The sequence below is a fragment of the Catalinimonas alkaloidigena genome, assembly GCF_029504655.1.
Classification (GTDB): Bacteria; Bacteroidota; Bacteroidia; order Cytophagales; family Cyclobacteriaceae; genus Catalinimonas; species Catalinimonas alkaloidigena.
Window position 1 is genome coordinate 5,241,464 of sequence record NZ_JAQFIL010000001.1, and the last position, 22,229, is coordinate 5,263,692.

Sequence of the window (22,229 nt, forward strand, 5' to 3'; positions counted from 1 at the left end):
CATTATAAAGAGGTGAGCCACAAAAAAAATGATCATAAAAACAAACAGTGAATTGGTTCCATTGAACCCAAAGACAGGCAATAGGAATAGTAGAAGGAATATTCCCAAGCACCCTATTAACATCCATAGCATGTGATTTTTCATATCGTTATCGGTTAAGGTTAATACTTAGTATAGGTATATCGGCATGGTTTGCCAGGTTTTCGGTAATGCTCTTTCCTATCAGGTTAAAAAAGCCGGACCTCCCATGTGTAGTTAATGCAATAAGGTCAGCATTTACAGATTCGGAAAACTTTAGAATGCCACGTTCTTCATTTAGCGAATTGTAGATGTTGGTGGTGCAGGTTCCTCCGCGAGGACAGGTTTCATGAAAAGCATGCATTTTCTCAAGGCTCCTGTCCGTCTCCTCAAATGAAAACGGCACATTGACATAAAGAAGGTGAATATTGGATTCGTTGAGATCAGCGAACTTCACCACGGTCTTAAAGGGTTCTTTGACATCTTCTTCAAAATTGGATGCAAAAACCACATTTTTAACGGGCCACTTAGACTTTTCTTTGATGATCAATACCGGAACCGAAGCGTCTCTTAGTACCTTTTGGGCATTGGACCCTACAAACAATTCTTTTGCACCAGAGGCGCCATGGGAACCCATGACCACAAAATCATGATGATGAAAGGGAATATGTTTGAGGATTTCCTCTCTACCCACATCAAACACTAGAAACTGTACAGCTTTCAAACCTTTGTTTTCCGCTTCCTTTACCAGCTTATTAAGCTCGCTCTTCGCATGCCCGATTTCCTTTAATGTTTCGGGAAATCGCTGCTCCTTCTCCTTATTAAGTTTAACCCACTGCACTGGCGTGATCTGTAAGTGCAAAAAATGAATCTCCGCACCTGATTTCTCGGCTATGGCAATGGCAATATCCGCAGCCCGGTTAGCTGTTTCTGAAAAGTCGGTTGGAACTAAAATATTTTTCATAAGTCTCTGTTCTCCAAGTCGGGTTCTAATGTTTTTACTTTGACCATCTCACTAACCTCTGTGATATAAATAATACCGTCCCCGGAGTGAGCTGTTTTTCCGTTTTGATGTATAATCTCTAGTGCTTTCTTCACCTTCTTTTCGGGTAAAACAACTTCCAGTTTTGCTATTTTAGCGTGAGAAAATGGGTGTCTCAAAGACGGAAAATCCTTACGCTCATCGGTATAGTGACCGGTTCCCTCTCCTTCGAAGACAGTTAAGCAACAAACTCCTTCTTCGCGCAGATGATTTACAATATCAGGTAATCGATCCGGTCTGACGAAAGCCTTTATTTCTTTCATTTTTGTAACGTCTTTTTTATGTCTTCATACTCTTCTTTGCTGATTTCACCTTTGGCATACCTTTTTTTCAAAAGGTCTAATGGTGTTTCTTTTATCGTTCTTTGTCCGGGTATATCCCAAGGGGTTGCAAAAATCCAAATGATGAAAATCACCCAGATCACCCACCAGATGATGTGCATACCCCAATAGTGTCCTTCAAACCAATGCATGATATTTAATTTTATGGTTTCAAATAATTTATCAACCCTTGATCACTGATTGTTATTCAAAATTACGAGAAAGTACGGCTCTCTATTTTCGAAATCTTGTCTTTGATGTACGATATATTGTTCATAAAGTGGTTACCTTTTTTTTGTATTTTCTTTTTCATTCAACTTGTTAGAACTCCTGAATAATGCCTTGTTTTGTTGATTGCTATTGTCAATGAGTAGTCCTTTCAGGCCATCTTTTGTTTCTATACCATAAATAACAGACTTGCCTGCTGCATCTTCATTTTCATCAAACCGGTAGAACTCTGAAATATTCAATTCCTCAATTTGAAAGCTGGCACACAGATCCTTACATTCCAGACAATCTTCCTTCCTGTTGAAATTATAGGTGTAGCCTTTTTCCCTTAAGTCGCCCAGTGCTTCAGATAAGTTCTTGTAATACCGGTTCTCGTTTCTCATTACTTCTTTATAATCAGATACAGACAGACCGGTAACACGCTTAAATTGACTGGATAGGTAATGGACGGAACTGTATCCGAGCTTAACCGCAATCTCACTTAAGTTCAGTTCATCATACTTTATCAGCTCTTTTACCCTGTCCACTCTTTTGTTTATGTAGTAGGTCTCTATCGTAAGCCCCTCAATTTTTGAAAAGAGCTTGCTAAGAAAATTGTAATTTTTACCAATTTCGTGTGCCAGAAAATCAGACAACATCACCTCTTTGGTAGATTTTTCAAGGATTTCTATATAGTGTTGAATTCCAAGCTTAATCTTTTCCATCAGGATTTCTTCTTTGTCTTCAAGAAGTTCAAACCCATAAGTATTTAACCTGGACGCGATTTTGTCCTTGTTCAGGGCCTCAGGCACTTGTATTGTAGCATGCCCAAGCCGGATCGTTGAAATAATTGCTCCGAGTTCCTCTAATTCATTTCGTACAACCAGAATGCATCTCGGGCACACCATATTTTTAATATTCAGATTTAATGTTTTCATCTGTTATAGGGGTTAAACTTTTTCTGATCCTGGATTAAATCCAGTGATTGCGAAGGAGTATCAGCCGATCTAAATCTTATTGCTCATTACCAAATGAATGATTTCAACAATAATTTAAGGTCGGCAATACATTGCCCTCGCAGAAAAAGTGATTAAGAATTATTGAAAAGAATAGAATAAGGCTGATAAGCTTGCGGAGTAGAACATGGCAAACTTCACGATCAGCCTAACAGATGAATGCTAATTGAGGAAGGATTGAATAAAAATACGAATATGGTTACCACTAACCGGTGGTGGCAGATTGGTATATAAAAACGGGAGTAATTGCTGATTAAAAGTTTCAACCTCAAAATCTATGGCGTACACCTGATAAAGCACGTGAAAGATGGGAGTCTCAGCCGCTATTTGCTTTAGCTCATATTTGATTAATGAGGCATAGAGGTTATTCACTACTTCATCACAACACTCATCTTCCTCGCTATCATCATGGCTATGCTTATCATCGTGATGATGATCAGTAGCGGCTTTGTTATGATTATGGTCATGTGTTTTTTTTGGGTGAGGATCAGCTTCTTTAACCATAGCAGGATAATTCCCCCACGATATTAATCCTAAATCACATAGCGCATCGCATACAAATACACTGATAAACCCTGTAAGGAGCAGGGTTACTATGTATTGTTTGATGTTATGCAATTTTCTTATCATGACCATTGGCAGTGATACTCTACTATAACATAAGTACATGGTTTAGGGTGGTATTTAAATGACATAAATCATTTTTTTCAATGATTTATGTCATTTTGCCCCCTAACACTGCACTAATAAACAAGATTCTTCTTACAAAAATGAGAATCAAAAATAAATCAACTTGTTTTATTTAGGACTTTCGCTTTGCATTAAAGATAGCTTACATTATTTGGATGATAAAGAAAGAAGACTATATCCGCTACCTGATTAGTACTCACACTAATTATACAGCTACGCATCTTGCAGAGCATAGTGCTAAACTAAGTCATGATGCGGTAAGTGATTTTTTGCGGCGTGAGCATTTCTCACCCTCTCAGCTTTGGGAAGTAGTTAGTTCTCATATTGATGATCATGCAAAGTCGGCCATTATCGTAGATGATAGTGTTCAAGATAAGAGGTACTCCCGCTTCATAGAGTTAGTCAAATGCCAGTATTCAGGCAATGAGCATGGCACTGTGCGCGGTATTGGCTTAGTGAATTTTGTACATTCAGGTGGGAATGATGGGGATTTTTGGCCAATTGACTACCGTATCTATCATCCAGATACGGATGGCAAGACCAAGAATGATCATTTTCAAGAGATGTTTGCCAGACTTATTACTCACAAACACTTTAAAGCCAGAACCATCCTATTTGATACCTGGTATGGCTCAGTGGATAACCTAAAGCTAATTCATCGCAGTAGTTGGACATTCTTTACTACCCTAAAGAGCAACCGTAAGGTGAGTGTAAGCCGAGACATCGGTTATCAACATCTGGATGAATTGATATTTAATGAGCAGGCTTTAGTGCAGGGATTAGTGGTCAAACTACAAAAATTGCCCTTTCAAGTGAAACTTTTCAAGATAGTGGCCACAGACGGCCGCATTGAATGGATTGTTACAAATGATCTAGACCAGAATGTTAACTGCTTTGTTGCTGAATTAAAGAATGAAAACCGTTGGCAGGTGGAAGATTTTCACAGTCATGCCCGACCGGGAGGGTTCAAACAGTTAACTGGTTCAGAAAAATGTCAATCACGCAAAGCACGTGCCCAGCGAAATCATCTAGCCTGTTGCTACCACGCATGGATCTCCTTAAAGGTAAAAGCCAAGCAACTAGGTACAACGATCTATCAAATTAAGCATGGGCAACTTACTGATTATTTGGTGAATCAGCTTTATAACACAACTATTCAAGTTATATAAATCATTGAAGCGAAAGTCCTATTATTTTACAGCATATTTAAGAAATTGTTGAGAAGAATTGACTGTAGCCTGACTGTAAAATTAACTTTACACTATTCTCTTTTGGAATAAATTTCACTCTCGTTTTCCCATACACAGAAGGTACTATTATCTTTCAAAGATACTACCTCAATAAAAGCGCCTTCTCCTACCTGAATTTCTTTGCCTGAATCCAGAGACTTGATTTTTAATGTACCGCCATCTTGCCAGGCAACCACCGGGTTTTTCTGCCCTCTGATGCTACTGGCTCTTCCCTCTCCAACTTGCATTTCCTTTTTTCCAGGTTGGGCATAGAATATTTTGCCCTCCCGCTGCCAGCTCGTATGCACTTCATTTTGATCATCAATCAAAACTCCACCACCATCCATAGGGCAACCTTTTAACGGCCAGGTCTCTTCCCCCAATTTTTTTGGGAGAGCAAATGAAAGTTTATCAGCCTCAGATTGCATCACATACATATCTCTGGAGCCATCCAACCAATTTCTAAACATCACATAAACTTTAGAGTCGCCCAAAGCAATGTTAGGTTTACAGCACTCACAGACGGTTCCATCAGGGGATTGATAAGCCAATACATTTTTTGACCATTGCTCTCCTGCTTTTCTCTTAGCTACATAAACCTTGTTATTTTTGTCTAATCGGACGTCAAGCCAGACCGCAAAAAAATTATCCTGATCATCAGCAGCAATACTCATCAGACCTTCAGGAGCAGATGCGGGAACATCATTTACATTGGCGATCTTTTTCCATTGATTAATTTCATGATTAAGCTGAAAGGTATGAATATTTCCATCATTACTCATAGCAGTGACAAGCGAATAGTTAGCAGAACTGGCTATCTGAGGACCTCTTGACATACCCAGATGCATTCCTTTTAGCTGGGCTATAAGTTCAGGTTTTGAGAAAGTTTTGCCTTGATCTGAAGAGTTCATTACCATGATTGAATCATTGGTTCCAAACACGATACGCATTACTCCTTGTGGATCTACAGATATTTGAGGTTGCCTGCCCTTGGCCAGTTGATTTTGTGCATTCGCATGAGAAAACACTTGCAGGTAGAGAGCTACACTCAGAAACAAGAAAGGTAAGAAGAGTTTCATAAGTTATTGGTTACAATATGATGGCAATCTAATACACATAAAATTAATATTTATGGCAAGCTTAATTCTTTTTTAACTTTTTACATCTCCATGATTATAAGGGTTTCAATTAACCTTCTTATTCTTCATAAGAATAAAGGTTTTTAACATGAGGACTGTGATCACTTTATATATCAAAAACATGGTTTGTGACCGTTGTATCATGATGGTAGAACAGCTTTTCCATCAAGCAGGATTGCCCCCCCTGTCTGTTAGCCTTAGTGAGGTAAAAATTGAAGGAGAAGCATTGACATAAGATCAAAAAGCGCAACCTCATGACTTAATGACAAAAAAAAGGTTTTGAAAGAACATAAGCATTCGTCCGGAATCACTGTAGCAGGAAGCGCAAATCAATGTTTTTCATTCAGCTCTTTCAAAACAAGAATTCATACATAATAGACATAATACTATACAGCTTACTCAAGCTTGTCTAAATACTTTTGAAGGAAATTTCTAAAGAGATAATAATCATGCATTTCAATCTCAAAAAGACCTATATGACATGATTATAAGGCTAAAATGAGTAAGTGATGAGATACATTAAAAAATATGGTTGGGTTCTGGTGCTGGCTATTTCGCTAATGGCAGGCAGACAGTCAATAGCGCAACAAAGCTATGTACTTTCTTCTGATCAGCAGTTGAAGGTAGAAGGCACTTCTACCATTCATGATTGGGACATGATATCTGATAAAGCCACGGGCAATGCAAAGATTGAATTGAATGCCGACAATATCACAGATATCAACTCATTTGCTGTCAACCTGCCTGTTATTTCCTTAAAAAGTGGCAAAGGAAGCATGGACGACAATGCTTATGAGGCACTCCTGGCAAAGCAATATCCGCAAATACAATTTGAACTGACGAAGGTAGAAAACATTACAGGTCAAATGATCAAGGCAGAAGGTAAAATCACTATTGCCGGAACCGCTCGCGTGATTCTGCTTCAAGTCAATTACAAGGTTTCGGAGGGGGAGATTCTTTTTAGCGGGGGATTTCCCATCACTTTCACACAATATAAAATTGACCCTCCAAAAGCCATGTTTGGAACAATCAAAACTGGCGATGAACTACAAATTTCTTTTGAAGCAACTTTTAAGTTAATAAACTAAAATTCAGATAATTATGAAAACGAGTAACAATTGGTATAGAGCCACCATACTTTCACTGGTGCTTCTTACATCAGGTGCAGTGTATGCGCAGCAGCCTGCCCTACAGTATTTCCGGCCTAATGATAAAGCCGGGCTTAATGTATTTGAACCTTCCAAGCAAGATACCGTGGAGTTTGATGGAGTTAAAGTACGTATAGGAGGTGATTTTGCCATGCAGTTCCAAAGTATAAACCAAACAAACTCATTGGACAGCCTGGTAGAATTGGGGACAAATTTTAACCTTCCTACAGCCAACCTCAACATTGATGTCCAGCTATATGATGGATTGAGAATGCATTTGAGAACTTATCTATCTTCTCAAAACCATCGCGAAGCATGGGTAAAAGGAGGTTATCTTCAAATTGACAAATTGGACTTTATAAAACCGGATTTTTTGCAAGGTTTTATGGATGTAGCCCGTATAACCATTGGCTTGGACGAGTTCAATTATGGAGATGCCCACTTCAGAAGAAGTGATAATGCACGGGCCATTTTTAATCCATTTGTAGGCAATTATATCATGGATGCTTTTTCTACCGAGGCTTTCGGTGAGCTTACTATTATGAAAAATGGTTTTTTGGGAGTCATTGGAATAACAAATGGTAAATTGAATCAAAATGTAGTAGTCAATGACAACTCTGACAACAAAGCTTCCTTTTTCGGAAAACTGGGTTATGATAACCAGTTGAGTGATGATTTCAGATTGCGTTTGACAGGCTCCTGGTATATTAACAAAGGAACCACTACAGGAACCTGGATCTATGGTGGAGACCGTGCCGGGAGCAGATATTATAGCGTAATGGAGACCTTAGATGGAGATGGAGGGCCTTTTGAAGGGAGGTTCAACCCAAGATTCAGAGAATTAACTGCTATTCAGATCAACCCGTATATCAAATACAAAGGGTTGGAATTTTTTGGTATATACGAGGTAGCCTCAAACAGTGACGATCAAGGCGGAGGAGCTTTTACACAGTTAGCAGGAGAACTCCTTTATCGTTTTGGAAATACAGAACAGTTTTACCTGGGAGGACGATACAATACCGTTTCCGGAGAAATGGTAGAAAATGCTCTAACACAAGAAATAAATCGCCTGAATATAGGAGGTGGCTGGTATATGACCAAAAACGTAATGGCCAAGCTGGAATATGTAAATCAAAAATATGAAGGTGAAGGCTGGACAGGTACCAAATATAATGGAGGCGAATTTGATGGTATCAACATTGAGGCAGTAATTAGCTTTTAAACAGGGGAAGATGTGCCGGATACTAATTCCGGCACTTTTCTGAATACTGATTTACAAAATGGACAAGCTTGAATACTGTAAAGAGATTCTTGAAAAAGTGAGTTTTGATAAAGAGCTTTTAAGGAAGGAGTATGAAAAAGCCTTGATATCTCTTACTGATGAGAAAGCGGATTTACTAGATCAATGGTATAAAGAAAAGTTTGAGAATAGTTACCGCGAGTCATCAGATGACAACAGGACCGATAAAAACTAATGTTGTTTAATTTACTTGTAGCAATAATAAATATTAACACACTTCTTTCCTGTAATAATGGAGATTGTCAGGAAACAAGCTGGCAGGTTAGAGGAAATAGTCGGCTGGAAATATCGGGTACAACCAATATCAATGAGTTTCATTGTCTTTCTGTAAGCTATGGAGGCGAAGACATTATGAAGGAGGACTATTCCCAAGCTTCTGAAAGTTCGTCTCTCAGTGGTGAAATCGTTATGAAATCATCTGGTTTTGATTGCCATAATTCCATGATGACCCGTGATTTTTCCAAAGCTGTCAAAGCAAGTGAGTTTCCGGAGATAAGCATCAGGTTTATTGGGTTAAAAGAGAACCCTTCCCGCAAAAACGTACTGTTTGGGAAAGTAGAAATTACGTTGGCAGGAGAGGCTAGAATCTATACGGTTTCTTGTATAGTTAAAGAGGAAAGCGAGAAGAGTAAACATCTCAAAGGTACCCGGACATTCTATTTCTCTGATTTTGGCTTACAACCTCCACAAAAATTATTTGGAGCTGTAAAAGTAAAAGATGCAGTTTCAGTAGATTTTCATCTCAAATTGCAAAAATTATTGTAAAGGTGTTAGTTGAATGAATTGCTTAAAGGCGGTATTACCTTTGAGAGGAAGGTATGTCGGAGTGAAATTTCATACATTTAAAACAAGATATTGAACAGAATCTGGAATCATTTAATCTTAATTTTACGTTTCACAAACTATTAACAAGGACGAAGATCAACTTCTTGAAAAAATTAATCTCCATATCGCTACTATTCATCTTGCTTATCGGTAATTCCGGTTTGGCAGTAGCTACTCATTATTGTGGAGGATTGGCCGTGGAATCACAATTTGTTCTCGGTCATACCAAATTAAACTGCGGAATGTCCGATATGGACAAGAGTTGTGAAACCGGTTCGTCAAAAGAAGAGCATACCAAGAAAAAACCTTGTTGTGAAAATGAGTATCAATCTCTTGAGCTGGAAGATGAATTTAAACCTCAGGTTATTGGTAGTTCTTTGAATTTAGAATTCGTAGCTGCTTTTGTTATAACTTTTACAAGCAGTGCAAATGCTTCTAAAGCTGATAAAGCAAAGTATAAAAATTACTCCCCTCCGCTGATTGAACGTGATATACCAGTGTTCGTTCAATCCTTCCTTATTTAAGCATTTCATTCAATTGATCGTGATCAAGGCTTAGCTCTTTAGAGCCTTGGGGCATTATTACTATGCCTTTTTAAATCAATTCAAAAGTTGAATGTAAATAACATGCTTAATAAAATCATTAAATACTTTCTTGAGAACAAGTTAGTTACCGTTCTCATCTTAATTGGCTTCATTGCCTGGGGCATTGTGACCGCCCCTTTCGGTTGGCAGATAGGTGCGTTACCTTCTGATCCCGTTCCGGTAGATGCTATTCCGGATATAGGAGAAAACCAACAGATTGTCTTTACCCAGTGGCAGGGCCGATCACCACAAGACATAGAAGACCAAATTTCCTATCCGCTGACTACCTATTTATTAGGTATTCCGGGCGTAAAATCTATACGGAGTTCTTCTATATTTGGCTTTTCCAGTATCTTCATCATTTTCAGTGAAGATGTAGAGTTTTACTGGTCACGTTCCCGTATCCTTGAGAAACTAAGTTCCTTGCCTTCCGGCTTATTACCGGAAGGGGTTCAGCCCGCACTCGGCCCTGATGCCACTGCGCTGGGCCAGGTGTATTGGTATACGATTGAGGGCAGAGATAAGGACGGAAACCCTTCCGGAGGATGGGATCTCCACGAAATCCGTACCGTACAGGACTTCTATGTTAAATATGGATTAAATGCAACAGAAGGCGTTTCGGAAGTGGCTTCTATTGGTGGCTTTGTACAGGAATATCAGATTGATGTTAACCCTGATGCCCTAAAAGCCTATGATATTCCCTTGCATAAAGTAATGCAGGCGGTACAGAAATCAAACAAAGACGTGGGGGCTAAAACCATTGAGATCAACCAGGCAGAATACCTGGTGCGTGGTTTGGGATACATCAAAAAAGTAGAAGACATTGAAAAGGCCGTGGTGGCCGTTCAGGAAAATGTTCCCGTTCGTATTAAAGATATAGGTGTAGTTACCCTGGGGCCATCCACCCGTAGAGGCCTGCTGGATAAAGACGGTGCTGAGGTGGTAGGTGGCGTAGTGGTGGCCCGCTATGGTGCCAATCCCTTGCAGGTCATTAACAACGTCAAGGATAAGATCAAAGAAATAGCCCCGGGACTGCCTAAAAAAACGTTGGCAGATGGAAGGGAAAGCCAGTTGACTATCGTTCCGTTTTATGACCGCTCCGAGCTAATTTATGAAACATTGGGAACCCTGGAAGAAGCCATTTCGCTTCAAGTGCTCATTACCATTTTAGTAGTGATCGTGATGGTGTATAATCTCAGGGCTTCATTTCTCATTTCAAGTATCCTGCCGATTGCGGTATTGATGGTGTTTATCGCCATGCGCTATTTTGGTGTGGATGCCAATATAGTGGCCTTGTCTGGAATTGCCATTGCCATTGGTACAATGGTGGACTTGGGAGTTATCCTTTCTGAAAATATTATCAAGCATATAGATGAAGCTCCTCCCGGTCAAAAACTGATAGATACCATTTACAATGGAGCTTCAGAAGTGGGTACCGCTATTCTCACCGCTGTTTCCACCACCATTGTCAGCTTCATTCCGGTATTTACCATGCAAGCTGCCGAAGGTAAATTATTTGGCCCTCTGGCCTTTACTAAAACCTTTGCCTTGATAGCTGCCCTGTTGGTGAGTCTGTTGATCATGCCTACTTTGGCACATTGGTTCTTTGGGTTCAAAATCAAGAATAGGTTTCTTAAGAAATATGGCGGCTACGCATTAGTGCTATTTGGAATTATAGGGCTCTTTATTGGGCAGATATGGGGGGGTGTATTGCTGGTACTATTTGGTGCAATCGGAATTGTAAAGAATTTTTTTGACACTAAAAAGGAACGCTTTTCCAGGCCTGTATTATTTCTCTTTAATTATGCCGAGCTGATCATTGTACTCATTGGCGTAATCTGGCTTTTAGCTAAATATTGGCTACCACTGGGAGCCTCAAAGTCTCTGTTACTCAACTTTATTTTCGTGACCTTATTGGTAGGATTTATCCTGGGGTCGTTTACGCTTTTAGAATATTACTACAAATCTATATTAAAATGGTGCCTGGATAATAAAGTAACTTTTTTATTGATACCTACTTTCTTGATTTTGCTTGGTGCTAATGTTTGGTTGGGTTTTAATACCATTTTCGGGTTTATCCCTAAAGCATTGGACAATCTCGGATGGGATGTACGGACAACTACAGTTTGGTCAGGCTTGACCCATACCTTCCCGGGTGTAGGAAAAGAATTTATGCCTTCTCTGGACGAAGGAAGTTTCCTGCTGATGCCAACGTCCATGCCGCATTCCGGTATTGAGTTCAACCGTAAAGTAGTTGGTCAGTTGGATATGCTCCTGACCAACATTCCAGAAGTAGAATTAACGGTAGGCAAACTAGGCCGGGTAGAATCTGCACTGGACCCGGCACCTATTTCCATGTACGAAAATATCATCAACTATAAAACGGAGTACATGCTCAGTGAAAAAGGGCACAGGCTAAGGTTCAAAGTTGATAAGGAAGATCGCTTCATACTCAATAGCGGTGATAGCCTTTCTAATGAAGAAGCCATTAACCGAGGGGTTACAATAGCGGAACTCATCCCTGATGATAATGGGAATTATTTCCGTAACTGGCGGCCGCAGATAAAATCCCCGGATGATATCTGGAATGAAATTGTAAAGGTCACCAAAATTCCTGGAGTTACTTCTGCACCAAAGCTGCAGCCTATTGAAACCAGGCTGGTCATGCTCCAAACAGGCATGAGGGCTCCCATGGGTATCAAAGTCTATGGTCCTAATCTTAAAACTATTGAGGATTTTGGCCTTCAACTAGAGGAAGTACTAAAAAATGTTCCTTCTGTAAAAGAGGAAGCGGTGTTTGCTGATCGTATTGTGGGCAAACCTTATCTCCATCTCAACATCAACCGGGATGAGATTTCGCGCTATGGGCTGAATGTGGAAGATGTACAGCAGACCATTGAAACTGCCATTGGAGGAATGAAAATTACTTCTACCGTGGAAGGACGCGAACGTTTTCCGGTGAGGGTACGCTACCCGCGCGAACTCAGGGACGATCCCGAATCATTGGGTAAAATTCTTTTGCCTACACCTACAGGAGCACAGATACCAATTAGCCAGGTGGTGGACTTTGAGTATGTGAGGGGGCCACAGGCGATCAAAAGTGAGGAAACCTTTTTGGTGGGTTATGTACTATTTGACAAAAGGGACGGATACTCGGAAGTTGGAGTGGTCAATGATGCCCAGGCAGCTATTCAGGAAAGAATAGATACAGGTGATTTAGTCGTTCCTGCCGGGGTCAGCTACAAGTTCTCAGGAAGCTATGAAAATCAGGTAAGGGCTGAAAAGAGGCTTTCAATCATTGTTCCGTTGGTATTGGGTATCGTCTTCCTCATCCTTTACTTCCAATTTAAGTCTGTAGCGACTTCATTAATGGTGTTTACTGGTATTGCCATGGCATTTAGTGGAGGCTTTATCATGCTATGGTTGTATGGCCAGACCTGGTTTGCGGACTTCTCCCTTTTCGGTACGAATTTCCGAGACTTGTTCCAAATACATACTATCAATTTGAGCGTGGCTGTTTGGGTCGGGTTTATTGCCTTGTTTGGTATAGCCACTGATGATGGGGTATTAATGGCTACTTATTTAGATCAAAGTTTTAATCGTAATAAAACAGACAGTCTGAAAGGAATAAGAGCGGCAACAGTGGAAGCTGGTCAACGAAGAATAAAACCTGCCGTGATGACCTCCGCCACCACCATCATTGCCTTGCTGCCTATACTTACCTCAACGGGTCGCGGAGCAGACATCATGATCCCAATGGCTATTCCAGCATTCGGAGGTATGTTCTTCGCAGCCGTCACCTACTTCATCGTGCCGGTTTTATACGCTATGAGGGAAGAAAGAAAATTTAAAAAGACACAACCATGAAGATTATTGTAAATATTGTAATACTTGTTTTCCTCGGAACCAGCGTAAGTCAGGCGCAGGTCCTGGATGACTATTTTAAAATAGCAGCGGAAAACAATCCGGGATTACAGGCGAAATATCGGGAATTTGAAGCGGCCATACAGAAGGTGGAGCAGGTAAATACTTTACCGGACCCTAATTTCTCTTTTGGTTATTTCATTTCACCGGTGGAAACGAGGGTAGGGCCACAAAAGGCAAGGTTTTCCCTGACCCAGATGTTTCCCTGGTTTGGGACGCTACGGGCACAGGGAAATGCCGCAGCTTTAATGGCAGAGGCACAATATCAAGCCTTCTTAGACGCTCGTAACAGGTTATACTACCAGGTGGCAGCAGCCTATTATCCGCTTTATGAACTTAATCAATGGAAAGAGATTGAGCGGGAGAATATTGAAATACTGGAGTCTTATAAAACCATTGGTACTAAAAAGTTTGAAAATGGAGAGGGACCGATGGTGGATGTACTTCGGGTGGATATTATGCTCAAAGAGGCGCAGACCAATCTGGAAATTCTTTCTAAAAAAGAAAAGCCCCTGCGAGTCACTTTTAATAACCTGCTCAACCGAAACGAATCCGAAGAGGTAGAGGTATCTGAGATATTGCCCACCCCTGTGTTAGAATCAGATTATAGAAAAGATTCTTTATTTGATAGTAATCCGGTATTGGAAGAACTGGACTTAAAAACAGCCTCCAGTGAGGCAAGTGAAGAGGTAGCTTACAAACAAGGACTTCCAAAGTTTGGCCTGGGTCTGGACTATGTGTTGGTTGGAGACCGCACAGACTTGGCCTCCGATATGGCTGCTCCGCAAGACAATGGCAAAAATGCTTTGATGCCTATGGTTTCTGTCAGTATTCCCATTTTCAGGAATAAATACAAAGCCGCTGTTAAAGAAGCACAGCTCATGCAGGAAAGCTATTCACTCCAAAAAGAGGATTTTGCCAATGCCCTTACGTCAAGCTACGAAATGACCTGGTTTGAAATTCAACAACAGCAGGAATTGCTTGAGTTATATGATCAACAAATTCAGGAATCCAATCAGGCTTTAAATCTATTGTTTACGGCTTATGGGAATTCAGGAAATGAATTTGAAGAAGTACTACGTATGCAGCAACAGTTGCTAAAGTATGAAAAGATGAAGGCAACGGCCGAAACACAATATCAAATTGCCCTGGCCAGACTCAATTACTTAACTGCAAAAACATATTAAGATGAACGCAAATAAAAAAATAATAATCATAGCACTGTCAACACTGGCAATAGGTTTAATGCTGGGTTGGTTGATTTTTGGTGGTTCATCATCCGAAAGTAAAATGGATGATGAGCACCAGCACACTACAGAAATAGCAGGAGAGACCGTGTGGACTTGCTCCATGCATCCTCAGATCCGTCAGGGTGAACCTGGAGACTGCCCTATCTGTGGCATGAACCTTATTCCTTTGGAGGATGATCAGAATGAAGTACTTGATCCCATGGCAGTAAGTATGTCGCCTACCGCCATGCAACTGGCTGATATCAGAACGGCTGCTGTAGGTACCATGGATCCTGTAAAGTCGGTCAGATTGAACGGAAAGGTACAGGAAGATGAACGATTGGTTTTTTCTCAGTCTTCCCATATACCGGGCAGGATAGAAAAGCTGATGGTCAATTTCACCGGTGAGTTCGTAAGAAAAGGGCAGGCCATTGCGTATATATACTCTCCGGATTTGGTTACTGCTCAGGAAGAATTATTTGAAGCGCAAAAAATTAAAGAGACACAGCCACAATTATTTAAATCAGCACGGGTAAAACTCAAAAACTGGAAGCTTTCAGACAGCCAGATAGATAAAATATTAGAAAGGGGCACCCCTTCTGATGAATTTCCAATCACGGCAGATATTTCAGGCTATGTGTTGAGCAAAAATGTAAATGTGGGTGACTACATTAAGCGAGGAGAGCCCATTTATGAGATTGCGAATTTATCCCGCGTATGGGTGATGTTTGATGTGTATGAGTCGGATATGCCCTGGATAAATAAAGGAGACCAGGTGCAGTTCACAGTTCAATCACTGCCGGGACAAACATTTGAAAGCAAGATAAGCTTTTTAGATCCGGTAATTGATCCAAAAACCAGGGTAGCCAAAGCACGGGTAGAAATGCCCAACAAAGACAATCAGCTAAAACCTGAAATGTTTGCATCCGGTACGGTAGAAGCTATATTGCCCAAAAAATCAAACAACATAGTAGTTCCCAAAACTGCTGTTATGTGGACAGGCAAGCGTTCGGTAGTTTATGTAAAAAACACTACCGCTAGTGGAGTAAGTTTCATGATGCGTGATGTGACGCTTGGGCCAGGTTTGGGTGACAGCTTTATCGTGGAGAGTGGCCTTGAAGAAGGGGAAGAGATAGCAGTCAATGGTACCTTTAGCATTGATGCGGCAGCACAGTTGGCTGGTAAGCCAAGCATGATGAATCCGGAAGGAGGCCCGGCTATGACAGGGCATAACCACGGGGGTATGGACATGCCAGCTTCATCAGACCAGGTCATGAAAAAAGAGACCAAGCCAGTGTCAATTAGTCAGAAGGCGAAAGAAGCATTGCGGCCCCTTTATACTGAATACCTCAAATTTAAGGATGCCTTAACGACCGATGAATTTGATCAGGCTCAAAAAGCCGCTTCCGATCTCAAAACAACACTGGATAAGGTGAATATGTCTGCTTTTACCGGTGAGTCACACAATGCCTGGATGAGCTATAGCAGTGACCTGAAAAATGCATTGCAACATGTTCAGCACCTTAAAACGATAGCCGAACTACGAACTACATTTCAGCAGGTATCTGAAGGAATGATTGCCATGACCAAAACCTTTAACCCATTGGATCAGACACTGTACGTTCAGTTTTGCCCAATGGCAGATGATAATAAGGGGGCGAATTGGTTGAGTACCGAAGAGGAAATCCGCAATCCCTACTTCGGGGAATCTATGCTCACTTGTGGGGAGGTACAGGAAAATATCAAGTAAAATGAAAGAATGCTGTAAAGCGGGGGATGAACAAAAGCCCTCAAAAATAAAGAAAACTGTAAGTCGGACCTTATGGTCTGTACTATTCATCATCATCATTACTTTATCTATTATTCAAATTTTGAACCTATAAATTTTAACATCATGAAAAAGCAAATTTTAAGTGTAGCACTCGGATTAAGTCTGTTGGCAGTTGGTGCAAAGGCACAAAGCCATGATCATAGTAAGATGACCGAAGGAAATCATCACAGCACAAGTGCAACTTATCAAACGCCTGAAGCTTTTCAGCAGCAGCTTGCTGAAGTTTACCAGGCAAGTCTGGATTTAAAAGAAGCTTTTGTAGCTTCCAGCAAGACCCAGGTGAAAGAGGCTGTAAATCCCGTGCAGGAAGCTTTATCTAAAGTGGACATGAAGCTTCTGAAGGACCATGCACACATGGACTGGATGGATCACCTCAAAACAATTAAAAGTAATTTGGAAACCGTAGAAAAATCCAATGCTATAGATGAGCAGAGAAAAGGCTTCACCCATTTTAGCGAAGCACTCTATCAAAGCATTAAAGCCTTTGGTATAGGTGATGAAGAAGCCTATTATCAGTACTGCCCAATGGCTAATAACAACAAAGGTGCTTACTGGCTCAGCGACAATAAGGAAATCCGCAATCCTTACTTCGGTGATAAGATGCTGAAGTGTGGAACAGTCAAAGAAAGCCTGTAAGGCTGAGTATTTCAAAGAGGCACTCTTTTTTGTGCCTCTTAATCCACCCTATAAAATCCTGTTATCATGAAAAAAAGCAAAAAGAACAACACAAGCGGTGTAATTACTACCATTGCAGCTTTATCCGTTTTGGTTATTGCTTTATTTGGCTTCACCTATTTCAATTTCACTAAGCTGAATGAAGATAATCAGATCCTACCTGTACAACAGGCACAGGATATAGAGCAGGAGGGGATTTCTCCTGAACTGGTATGCATGGTCAATGATGCCTATATGGGAGGTAAGAAGCAAATTCCTGTCGCCTATGAAGAAAAAACATACTATGGCTGCTGTCAGATGTGTGTAGGCAGAATTCAGAATGATGCTCAGGTAAGATACGCCACTGATCCTTATTCGGGAGAGGTAATAGATAAATCAGAGGCTTTTATTGTACTCCAATCCGGCAGTGACAATCAAGTCTCTTATTATAAATCAGAAGCCACTTTTCATCTTCATCACCAGTCCCTGACAAAATAAGGATACTTTTTTATCAACTGAAGATATATAATATGGTTTATCAACCAGCAATGCATCCATAAATTATTATTATAATATTTGTAATGTCTATAACACAATAAAGTCTATTACATGGATAGCTTGGAACCTAACATATTCATCGTACCAGTAGCTGCTCTGGTCCTGTTAGTAACAGGTTATGTGTATTTCTTAAGGAAAGTGTCTGATCAAACAACATATAAGAAGTTGGTAATCCATATACTGATTTTGGCTTTTCTGTTTAATCTGGTTTGGGAAGTTCTACAAGGACCTCTTTATGAAGGTTTCCAATACAATATTAAGCATATTTCAATTTGTGCACTAGCCTCAGTGGCTGATGCTATGTGGGTGATGCTACTTTACTATATTTTTGCCCTGATTTACAGAGATTTTTTTTGGATTCAGAAGTTAAAAAAAAAACGTATTGTATTAGTAATTTTGGTTGGTGGAATGGGGGCAATTCTATCTGAAATGAGTCATGTCTCTGCTGACCATTGGGCTTACGCTGAAAGCATGCCCATCATTCCTGTTATTGAAGTTGGCCTTTCCCCATTCTTACAGTTTTTAGTTTTACCCATTTTGATTTACCTGATAAGTAAATACTTTTTGAAAGCCTATGGATAGGCTCAGTTAGTCTGACAGGGAATGACAATACTAGAGTGGAATTTTAGATATTATGTTTATTTGTTGTAAGTCAGCTCCATATTTTGTGTAGAAAGTAGTAATTAAGGTTAAAGGGGTTTCTAATTGAAATGTAGATTAGTTTACCTTAACTTAATTATATAACTTTTATCACCCTCTTTAGTTTTATAATAATCAATTGTACAGAGGTTGCGAAGAAAAAATAACATATCACGAATAAATATTGCCAGTTCTTTACTGGTTCTTTATGCTTGCTTTGGGAGCATTAGTTTTAACTGTGTTATTGGTATATGTTTTTGTCATAGTGAGATATTTAATAAGTCCGATACTCATTCAAGCGTTTCTCATGAGATTCATGATGCCACTCATGCTCATGGAGATATGGACGATAAGCTTCCGTATGATCATGCTGAAAAATGTTGTAATGAGTTTTCAGAATCACTGATCGGAAAGGAACTGGTACTTAAAGACAATTCATCTGAAAGAACAAAAACCTCTCAGGCATTTCTTCCTCTTTTCATTTTGTCCTATCGGATAATGCGTAATAGTAGTTTGGAATCTGATATTCCAAACATCAGGTACAAATATCCCCCTCCTAAAGTGCCTGACATACGGATATTTATCCAATCTTTTCTCAATTAGCCATCGCTATATCATTTCTTGGATAGCCTGGGACTGCTATATCTCATAGCGAAGTAAATTTATATTGCTAACCACAGATGCATTATACAGTGTGAGCGTGCGGGTTTTTTCGCGGCTCTTATGCTGTTAATAAGATAGTTGGTTACAAAGCATCCTAATATTTTCTTCCATATCCCGTCTGGCTATCACATTGTCTTTTTTAAACTACAAAAGCCTAAGCAGAAAGCACTGGTTAAATGATACCGTTATGAAGAAAACGAAGCTGCATATAAAGAATATGATCTGTCCACGTTGCGAAACAGTCATCCGCATTGAGATGAAATCTTTAGGAATCAAAGTGATAGACTTCAGACCCGGTTATGCTACAGTCGTAATCCCTGATTCAGTTAACCTCACTACTTTGGAGAAAAAACTTGACAACCATGGATTTGAACTGTTAAACGACCCGGAGAGCAAGTTGGTTGAGCAACTGAAATCTGCTGTCCTGGATTACTTGCTGCTTCAGGAAACTGTGGCAGGGCAAAAAAAAGAAATACCAATTTTTTCTGCCTTTCTCATCGCTCAGGTAGGAAAGAACTATGCACATCTAAGCAAGTTTTTTTCAAAGCACGAAGGCAGGACATTGGAAAGTTACTACATCCATTTGCGAATAGAACGGGTAAAAGAACTTTTGGATTATGGCGAACTCAATGTAAGTGAAATTGCCAGAAAACTGGGTTATAGTAGCGTACATTATCTATCCGCCCAATTTAAGAAAGTTACCGGCATGTCAATTTCTGATTATAAGAAGAACGCAGAAAAGATAGGCAGGACTTATCTCAACAGGATTTGAATTTATTTCATAAAAAAAATACAGAATTTCTAACATTTATTTCAAGCTCACTTTAAACAGCACCTTATCTGAGGGATTGTTATACTAGACATATCAGTTAGCATAATGAAATTACATATTTACTTTTTATCCTTATCGTTTTTATTACTTTTCACTTCACATATTGTCTATAGCCAGGATACACAAGATACAGTAGTGTATAACCTTACCATCAGACAAGAGATGGTTAAGAAGGCTGGAAAAGAATCTATGGGTATGACGGTCAATGGAGGTATTCCGGGGCCTACAATTCGCTTTAAAGAAGGAAATTATGCTGTTATTTATGTGAAAAATGAGATGGATGTAGAAACATCTGTCCACTGGCATGGGCTATTGTTGCCCAACTTCTATGATGGTGTACCTTACTTGACTACTCCTCCTATTGAACCCGGTCAGACGCAGAAATACGAGTTTCCGTTGATACAATCGGGCACTTATTGGTACCATTCTCATACCATGTTGCAGGAGCAGAGTGGGGTCTATGGTTCTATCGTGATTGAACCTAAGGAGGGAGAAATCCTGGATTATGACAAGGAGTTAGTGATGATACTGTCTGACTGGACTCACCAGAAGCCAATGAATGTATTGCGGAACCTAAAACGTGGCAATGAGTGGTACAATATCAAGAAAGGGACGGCCACACCGCTGAACCAGGTGATCGCCCGGGGTGCTTTCGGTGCCCAGCTGAACTTCTGGAGACAGAGGATGGAAAGCGCAGATATAGCAGATATTTATTACCCGGCTTTTCTCAATAACGGCCAGGAAGTACAGGAATACCCCCAGTTTGAGCCGGGAGATAAGGTTCGTCTGCGGATTATCAATGGTGCAGCCTCCTCGCAATTTTGGATGACCTTTGGTGGAGAAGACCCATTGTTGGTAGCAGCAGATGGTTTAAACGTGGTACCGGTGAAACGCAACAAAACCTTTATTGGCATTGCTGAGACTTATGATTTTATCGTCACAATTCCTGATGAAGGGAAGATAGAGTTTAGAGCCACTGCACAAGATGGTTCCGGCTACTCTGTGGCTTACCTTGGGACCGGTGACATTATTCCTGCTTCGGAAGTTCCACGTCCTGATAAAATCAAAATGATGCAACAGATGGCAAAAATGGATATGCGGATGGGAGCTCCGGCTATGAAGTATAACCCAAGTGAAGAAGAACCACAGGAAATGATGAAGAATTGGGGCATGCAGATGGATAGCGAAATGAACATGGAGGGTATGGATCATGCTGACATGGACCACCATATTTATAAAAATGGAGACATGGACATGCCTGATGAGGATGCATCCAAACAAATAGATCATGAAAATAGTATGGAGATGAACGAGTCGACATCAGGTGATCAGATGGCAGGTATGAATATGTTCGCAGAATACAACTATAACTATTTGAAAGCTCCTACAAGTACCACTATAAGCGAAGATCAACCGGTAAGAAATATCCTCCTTAACCTTACAGGTAATATGTGGCGCTACATATGGAGCATGAACGGTGTCCCTTTGTCTGAAGCTGACATGATCAAGATTTCCCAGGGAGAAAAGGTGCGCATCACCTTTAACAATTTGACGATGATGCACCATCCCATGCACTTACACGGGCACTTTTTTAGAGTGGTAAATAAGCACGGAGAATACTCTCCTTTAAAACATACCGTCAATGTACCCCCTATGCAAAAAACGGCGATTGAATTTGATGCCACTGAAGACAGCGACTGGTTTTTGCACTGCCACGTACTCTATCACATGATAGGAGGTATGGCCAGAGCCGTAAGCTACGATACAGAGCGCGATCCACGAATGGAAGAATTTCCAGCCAAAATTTTATTTGGAGAAGGTAACCACTTTTATAGTTGGGGATTGGCTGATGTCGCCTCTCATATGTCAGAGTTGAACCTCGTTTCTTCCAACATCAGAAACCAATTTAATTTGAATGCCGAGTATGGATACAACCAAAATATGGAAGCCGAACTTACCTATGAGTACTATCTGTATGATTACTTTAGGATATTTGCTGGGATGAACGTAGAAAACGAGATAGAAAATAGCCTGGATGAAATTTCAGCAACCGCTATTGCCGGTATCCGATTCTTTACACCCTACATGTTCAATCTGGATGTAAGAGTCGATAATAAATTACGACCTGAAATCCGAATAAGCCGAGAGATCATGATATTTCCCCGTACCGCTATTTTCGGGAACTATGAGTATCAGGCAGACTTTGGTTGGGTAAACACTTTAACTGAAGAAGGAACTGATGTGCCGCTAGATTATAAGGAAGAGACCACCTGGTCAGCTGGTGTGGAATATTTCCTGAACAGAAATTTTTCACTTATGGGGAGCTACGATAATCGCTTCGGCGCGGGAGGAGGTTTATCCTTAAGATTTTGACCAAACTA

Annotated in this window: 22 protein-coding genes; 16 read left to right on the top strand and 6 right to left on the bottom strand. The window is 40.4% G+C overall.

The genetic code is table 11. The features are described from left to right. Positions 1 to 148 precede the first annotated feature (148 nt). From OKW21_RS21380 to OKW21_RS21400, 5 genes are all read right to left on the bottom strand, one after another. On the bottom strand, positions 149 to 982 hold the full coding sequence (locus OKW21_RS21380; RefSeq protein ID WP_277483217.1) for a universal stress protein: 834 nt from the start codon (positions 980 to 982) through the stop codon (positions 149 to 151). Beyond that, positions 979 to 1,323 carry a P-II family nitrogen regulator gene (locus tag OKW21_RS21385; RefSeq protein ID WP_277483219.1) on the bottom strand — a complete coding sequence of 115 codons (345 nt, stop codon included), beginning with the start codon at positions 1,321 to 1,323 and terminating at the stop codon, positions 979 to 981. Before OKW21_RS21385 ends, OKW21_RS21380 begins: the two co-directional genes overlap by 4 nt. Beyond that, positions 1,320 to 1,532: an SHOCT domain-containing protein gene (locus OKW21_RS21390; protein WP_277483221.1), complete on the bottom strand. Its 213-nt coding sequence runs from the start codon at positions 1,530 to 1,532 to the stop codon at positions 1,320 to 1,322. Before OKW21_RS21390 ends, OKW21_RS21385 begins: the two co-directional genes overlap by 4 nt. A gap of 132 nt (positions 1,533 to 1,664) precedes the next feature. Continuing rightward, positions 1,665 to 2,525 (bottom strand): helix-turn-helix domain-containing protein, encoded by an 861-nt coding sequence (locus OKW21_RS21395; protein ID WP_277483223.1) that lies wholly within the window; start codon positions 2,523 to 2,525, stop codon positions 1,665 to 1,667. A 240-nt stretch (positions 2,526 to 2,765) separates the two neighbouring features. Then, entirely contained in the window at positions 2,766 to 3,233 is a 468-nt protein-coding gene (locus OKW21_RS21400) for a hypothetical protein (RefSeq protein ID WP_277483224.1), read from the bottom strand. 215 nt (positions 3,234 to 3,448) lie between these two features. Between OKW21_RS21400 and OKW21_RS21405 the strand changes: the two genes are divergently transcribed. Next, entirely contained in the window at positions 3,449 to 4,462 is a 1,014-nt protein-coding gene (locus OKW21_RS21405) for an IS701 family transposase (RefSeq protein ID WP_277483227.1), read from the top strand. A gap of 92 nt (positions 4,463 to 4,554) precedes the next feature. Here OKW21_RS21405 and OKW21_RS21410 read toward each other — a convergent pair whose 3' ends face one another. Next, positions 4,555 to 5,601 (bottom strand): hypothetical protein, encoded by a 1,047-nt coding sequence (locus OKW21_RS21410; RefSeq protein ID WP_277483230.1) that lies wholly within the window; start codon positions 5,599 to 5,601, stop codon positions 4,555 to 4,557. 157 nt (positions 5,602 to 5,758) lie between these two features. Between OKW21_RS21410 and OKW21_RS21415 the strand changes: the two genes are divergently transcribed. From OKW21_RS21415 to OKW21_RS21485, 15 genes are all read left to right on the top strand, one after another. Further along, complete coding sequence (locus tag OKW21_RS21415) at positions 5,759 to 5,896, top strand: hypothetical protein (RefSeq protein WP_277483231.1); 138 nt, start codon at positions 5,759 to 5,761, stop codon at positions 5,894 to 5,896. Between the two features lie 274 nt (positions 5,897 to 6,170). Next, complete coding sequence (locus tag OKW21_RS21420) at positions 6,171 to 6,749, top strand: YceI family protein (protein ID WP_277483234.1); 579 nt, start codon at positions 6,171 to 6,173, stop codon at positions 6,747 to 6,749. Positions 6,750 to 6,762: 13 nt separating this feature from the next. Then, positions 6,763 to 8,031: a hypothetical protein gene (locus OKW21_RS21425; RefSeq protein WP_277483236.1), complete on the top strand. Its 1,269-nt coding sequence runs from the start codon at positions 6,763 to 6,765 to the stop codon at positions 8,029 to 8,031. A gap of 58 nt (positions 8,032 to 8,089) precedes the next feature. Next, the gene (locus OKW21_RS21430) at positions 8,090 to 8,284 is read left to right on the top strand and encodes a hypothetical protein (protein ID WP_277483239.1); all 195 of its coding nucleotides are present in this window, start codon (positions 8,090 to 8,092) and stop codon (positions 8,282 to 8,284) included. Further along, on the top strand, positions 8,284 to 8,874 hold the full coding sequence (locus OKW21_RS21435; protein ID WP_277483241.1) for a YceI family protein: 591 nt from the start codon (positions 8,284 to 8,286) through the stop codon (positions 8,872 to 8,874). Before OKW21_RS21430 ends, OKW21_RS21435 begins: the two co-directional genes overlap by 1 nt. A gap of 164 nt (positions 8,875 to 9,038) precedes the next feature. Further along, entirely contained in the window at positions 9,039 to 9,458 is a 420-nt protein-coding gene (locus OKW21_RS21440) for an HYC_CC_PP family protein (RefSeq protein ID WP_277483244.1), read from the top strand. Between the two features lie 102 nt (positions 9,459 to 9,560). Next, positions 9,561 to 13,385, top strand: a complete 3,825-nt coding sequence (locus OKW21_RS21445; RefSeq protein WP_277483247.1) for an efflux RND transporter permease subunit — start codon at positions 9,561 to 9,563, stop codon at positions 13,383 to 13,385. After that, the gene (locus OKW21_RS21450; protein WP_277483251.1) at positions 13,382 to 14,629 is read left to right on the top strand and encodes a TolC family protein; all 1,248 of its coding nucleotides are present in this window, start codon (positions 13,382 to 13,384) and stop codon (positions 14,627 to 14,629) included. Before OKW21_RS21445 ends, OKW21_RS21450 begins: the two co-directional genes overlap by 4 nt. 1 nt (position 14,630) lies before the next feature. Next, on the top strand, positions 14,631 to 16,421 hold the full coding sequence (locus OKW21_RS21455) for an efflux RND transporter periplasmic adaptor subunit (RefSeq protein ID WP_277483253.1): 1,791 nt from the start codon (positions 14,631 to 14,633) through the stop codon (positions 16,419 to 16,421). Between the two features lie 144 nt (positions 16,422 to 16,565). Further along, positions 16,566 to 17,138, top strand: coding sequence for a DUF3347 domain-containing protein (locus OKW21_RS21460; RefSeq protein WP_277483255.1), 573 nt, complete (start codon positions 16,566 to 16,568; stop codon positions 17,136 to 17,138). Between the two features lie 66 nt (positions 17,139 to 17,204). Beyond that, positions 17,205 to 17,654, top strand: coding sequence for a hypothetical protein (locus OKW21_RS21465; protein ID WP_277483258.1), 450 nt, complete (start codon positions 17,205 to 17,207; stop codon positions 17,652 to 17,654). 198 nt (positions 17,655 to 17,852) lie between these two features. Continuing rightward, positions 17,853 to 18,296, top strand: coding sequence for a hypothetical protein (locus OKW21_RS21470; protein WP_277483259.1), 444 nt, complete (start codon positions 17,853 to 17,855; stop codon positions 18,294 to 18,296). Between the two features lie 399 nt (positions 18,297 to 18,695). Further along, a complete protein-coding gene (locus OKW21_RS21475; protein ID WP_277483262.1) occupies positions 18,696 to 18,956 on the top strand; it encodes a hypothetical protein in 261 nt (86 codons plus the stop codon). Between the two features lie 247 nt (positions 18,957 to 19,203). Then, entirely contained in the window at positions 19,204 to 19,788 is a 585-nt protein-coding gene (locus OKW21_RS21480) for an AraC family transcriptional regulator (RefSeq protein WP_277483264.1), read from the top strand. 105 nt (positions 19,789 to 19,893) lie between these two features. Continuing rightward, positions 19,894 to 22,221: a multicopper oxidase domain-containing protein gene (locus OKW21_RS21485; RefSeq protein WP_277483266.1), complete on the top strand. Its 2,328-nt coding sequence runs from the start codon at positions 19,894 to 19,896 to the stop codon at positions 22,219 to 22,221. Positions 22,222 to 22,229 lie beyond the last annotated feature (8 nt).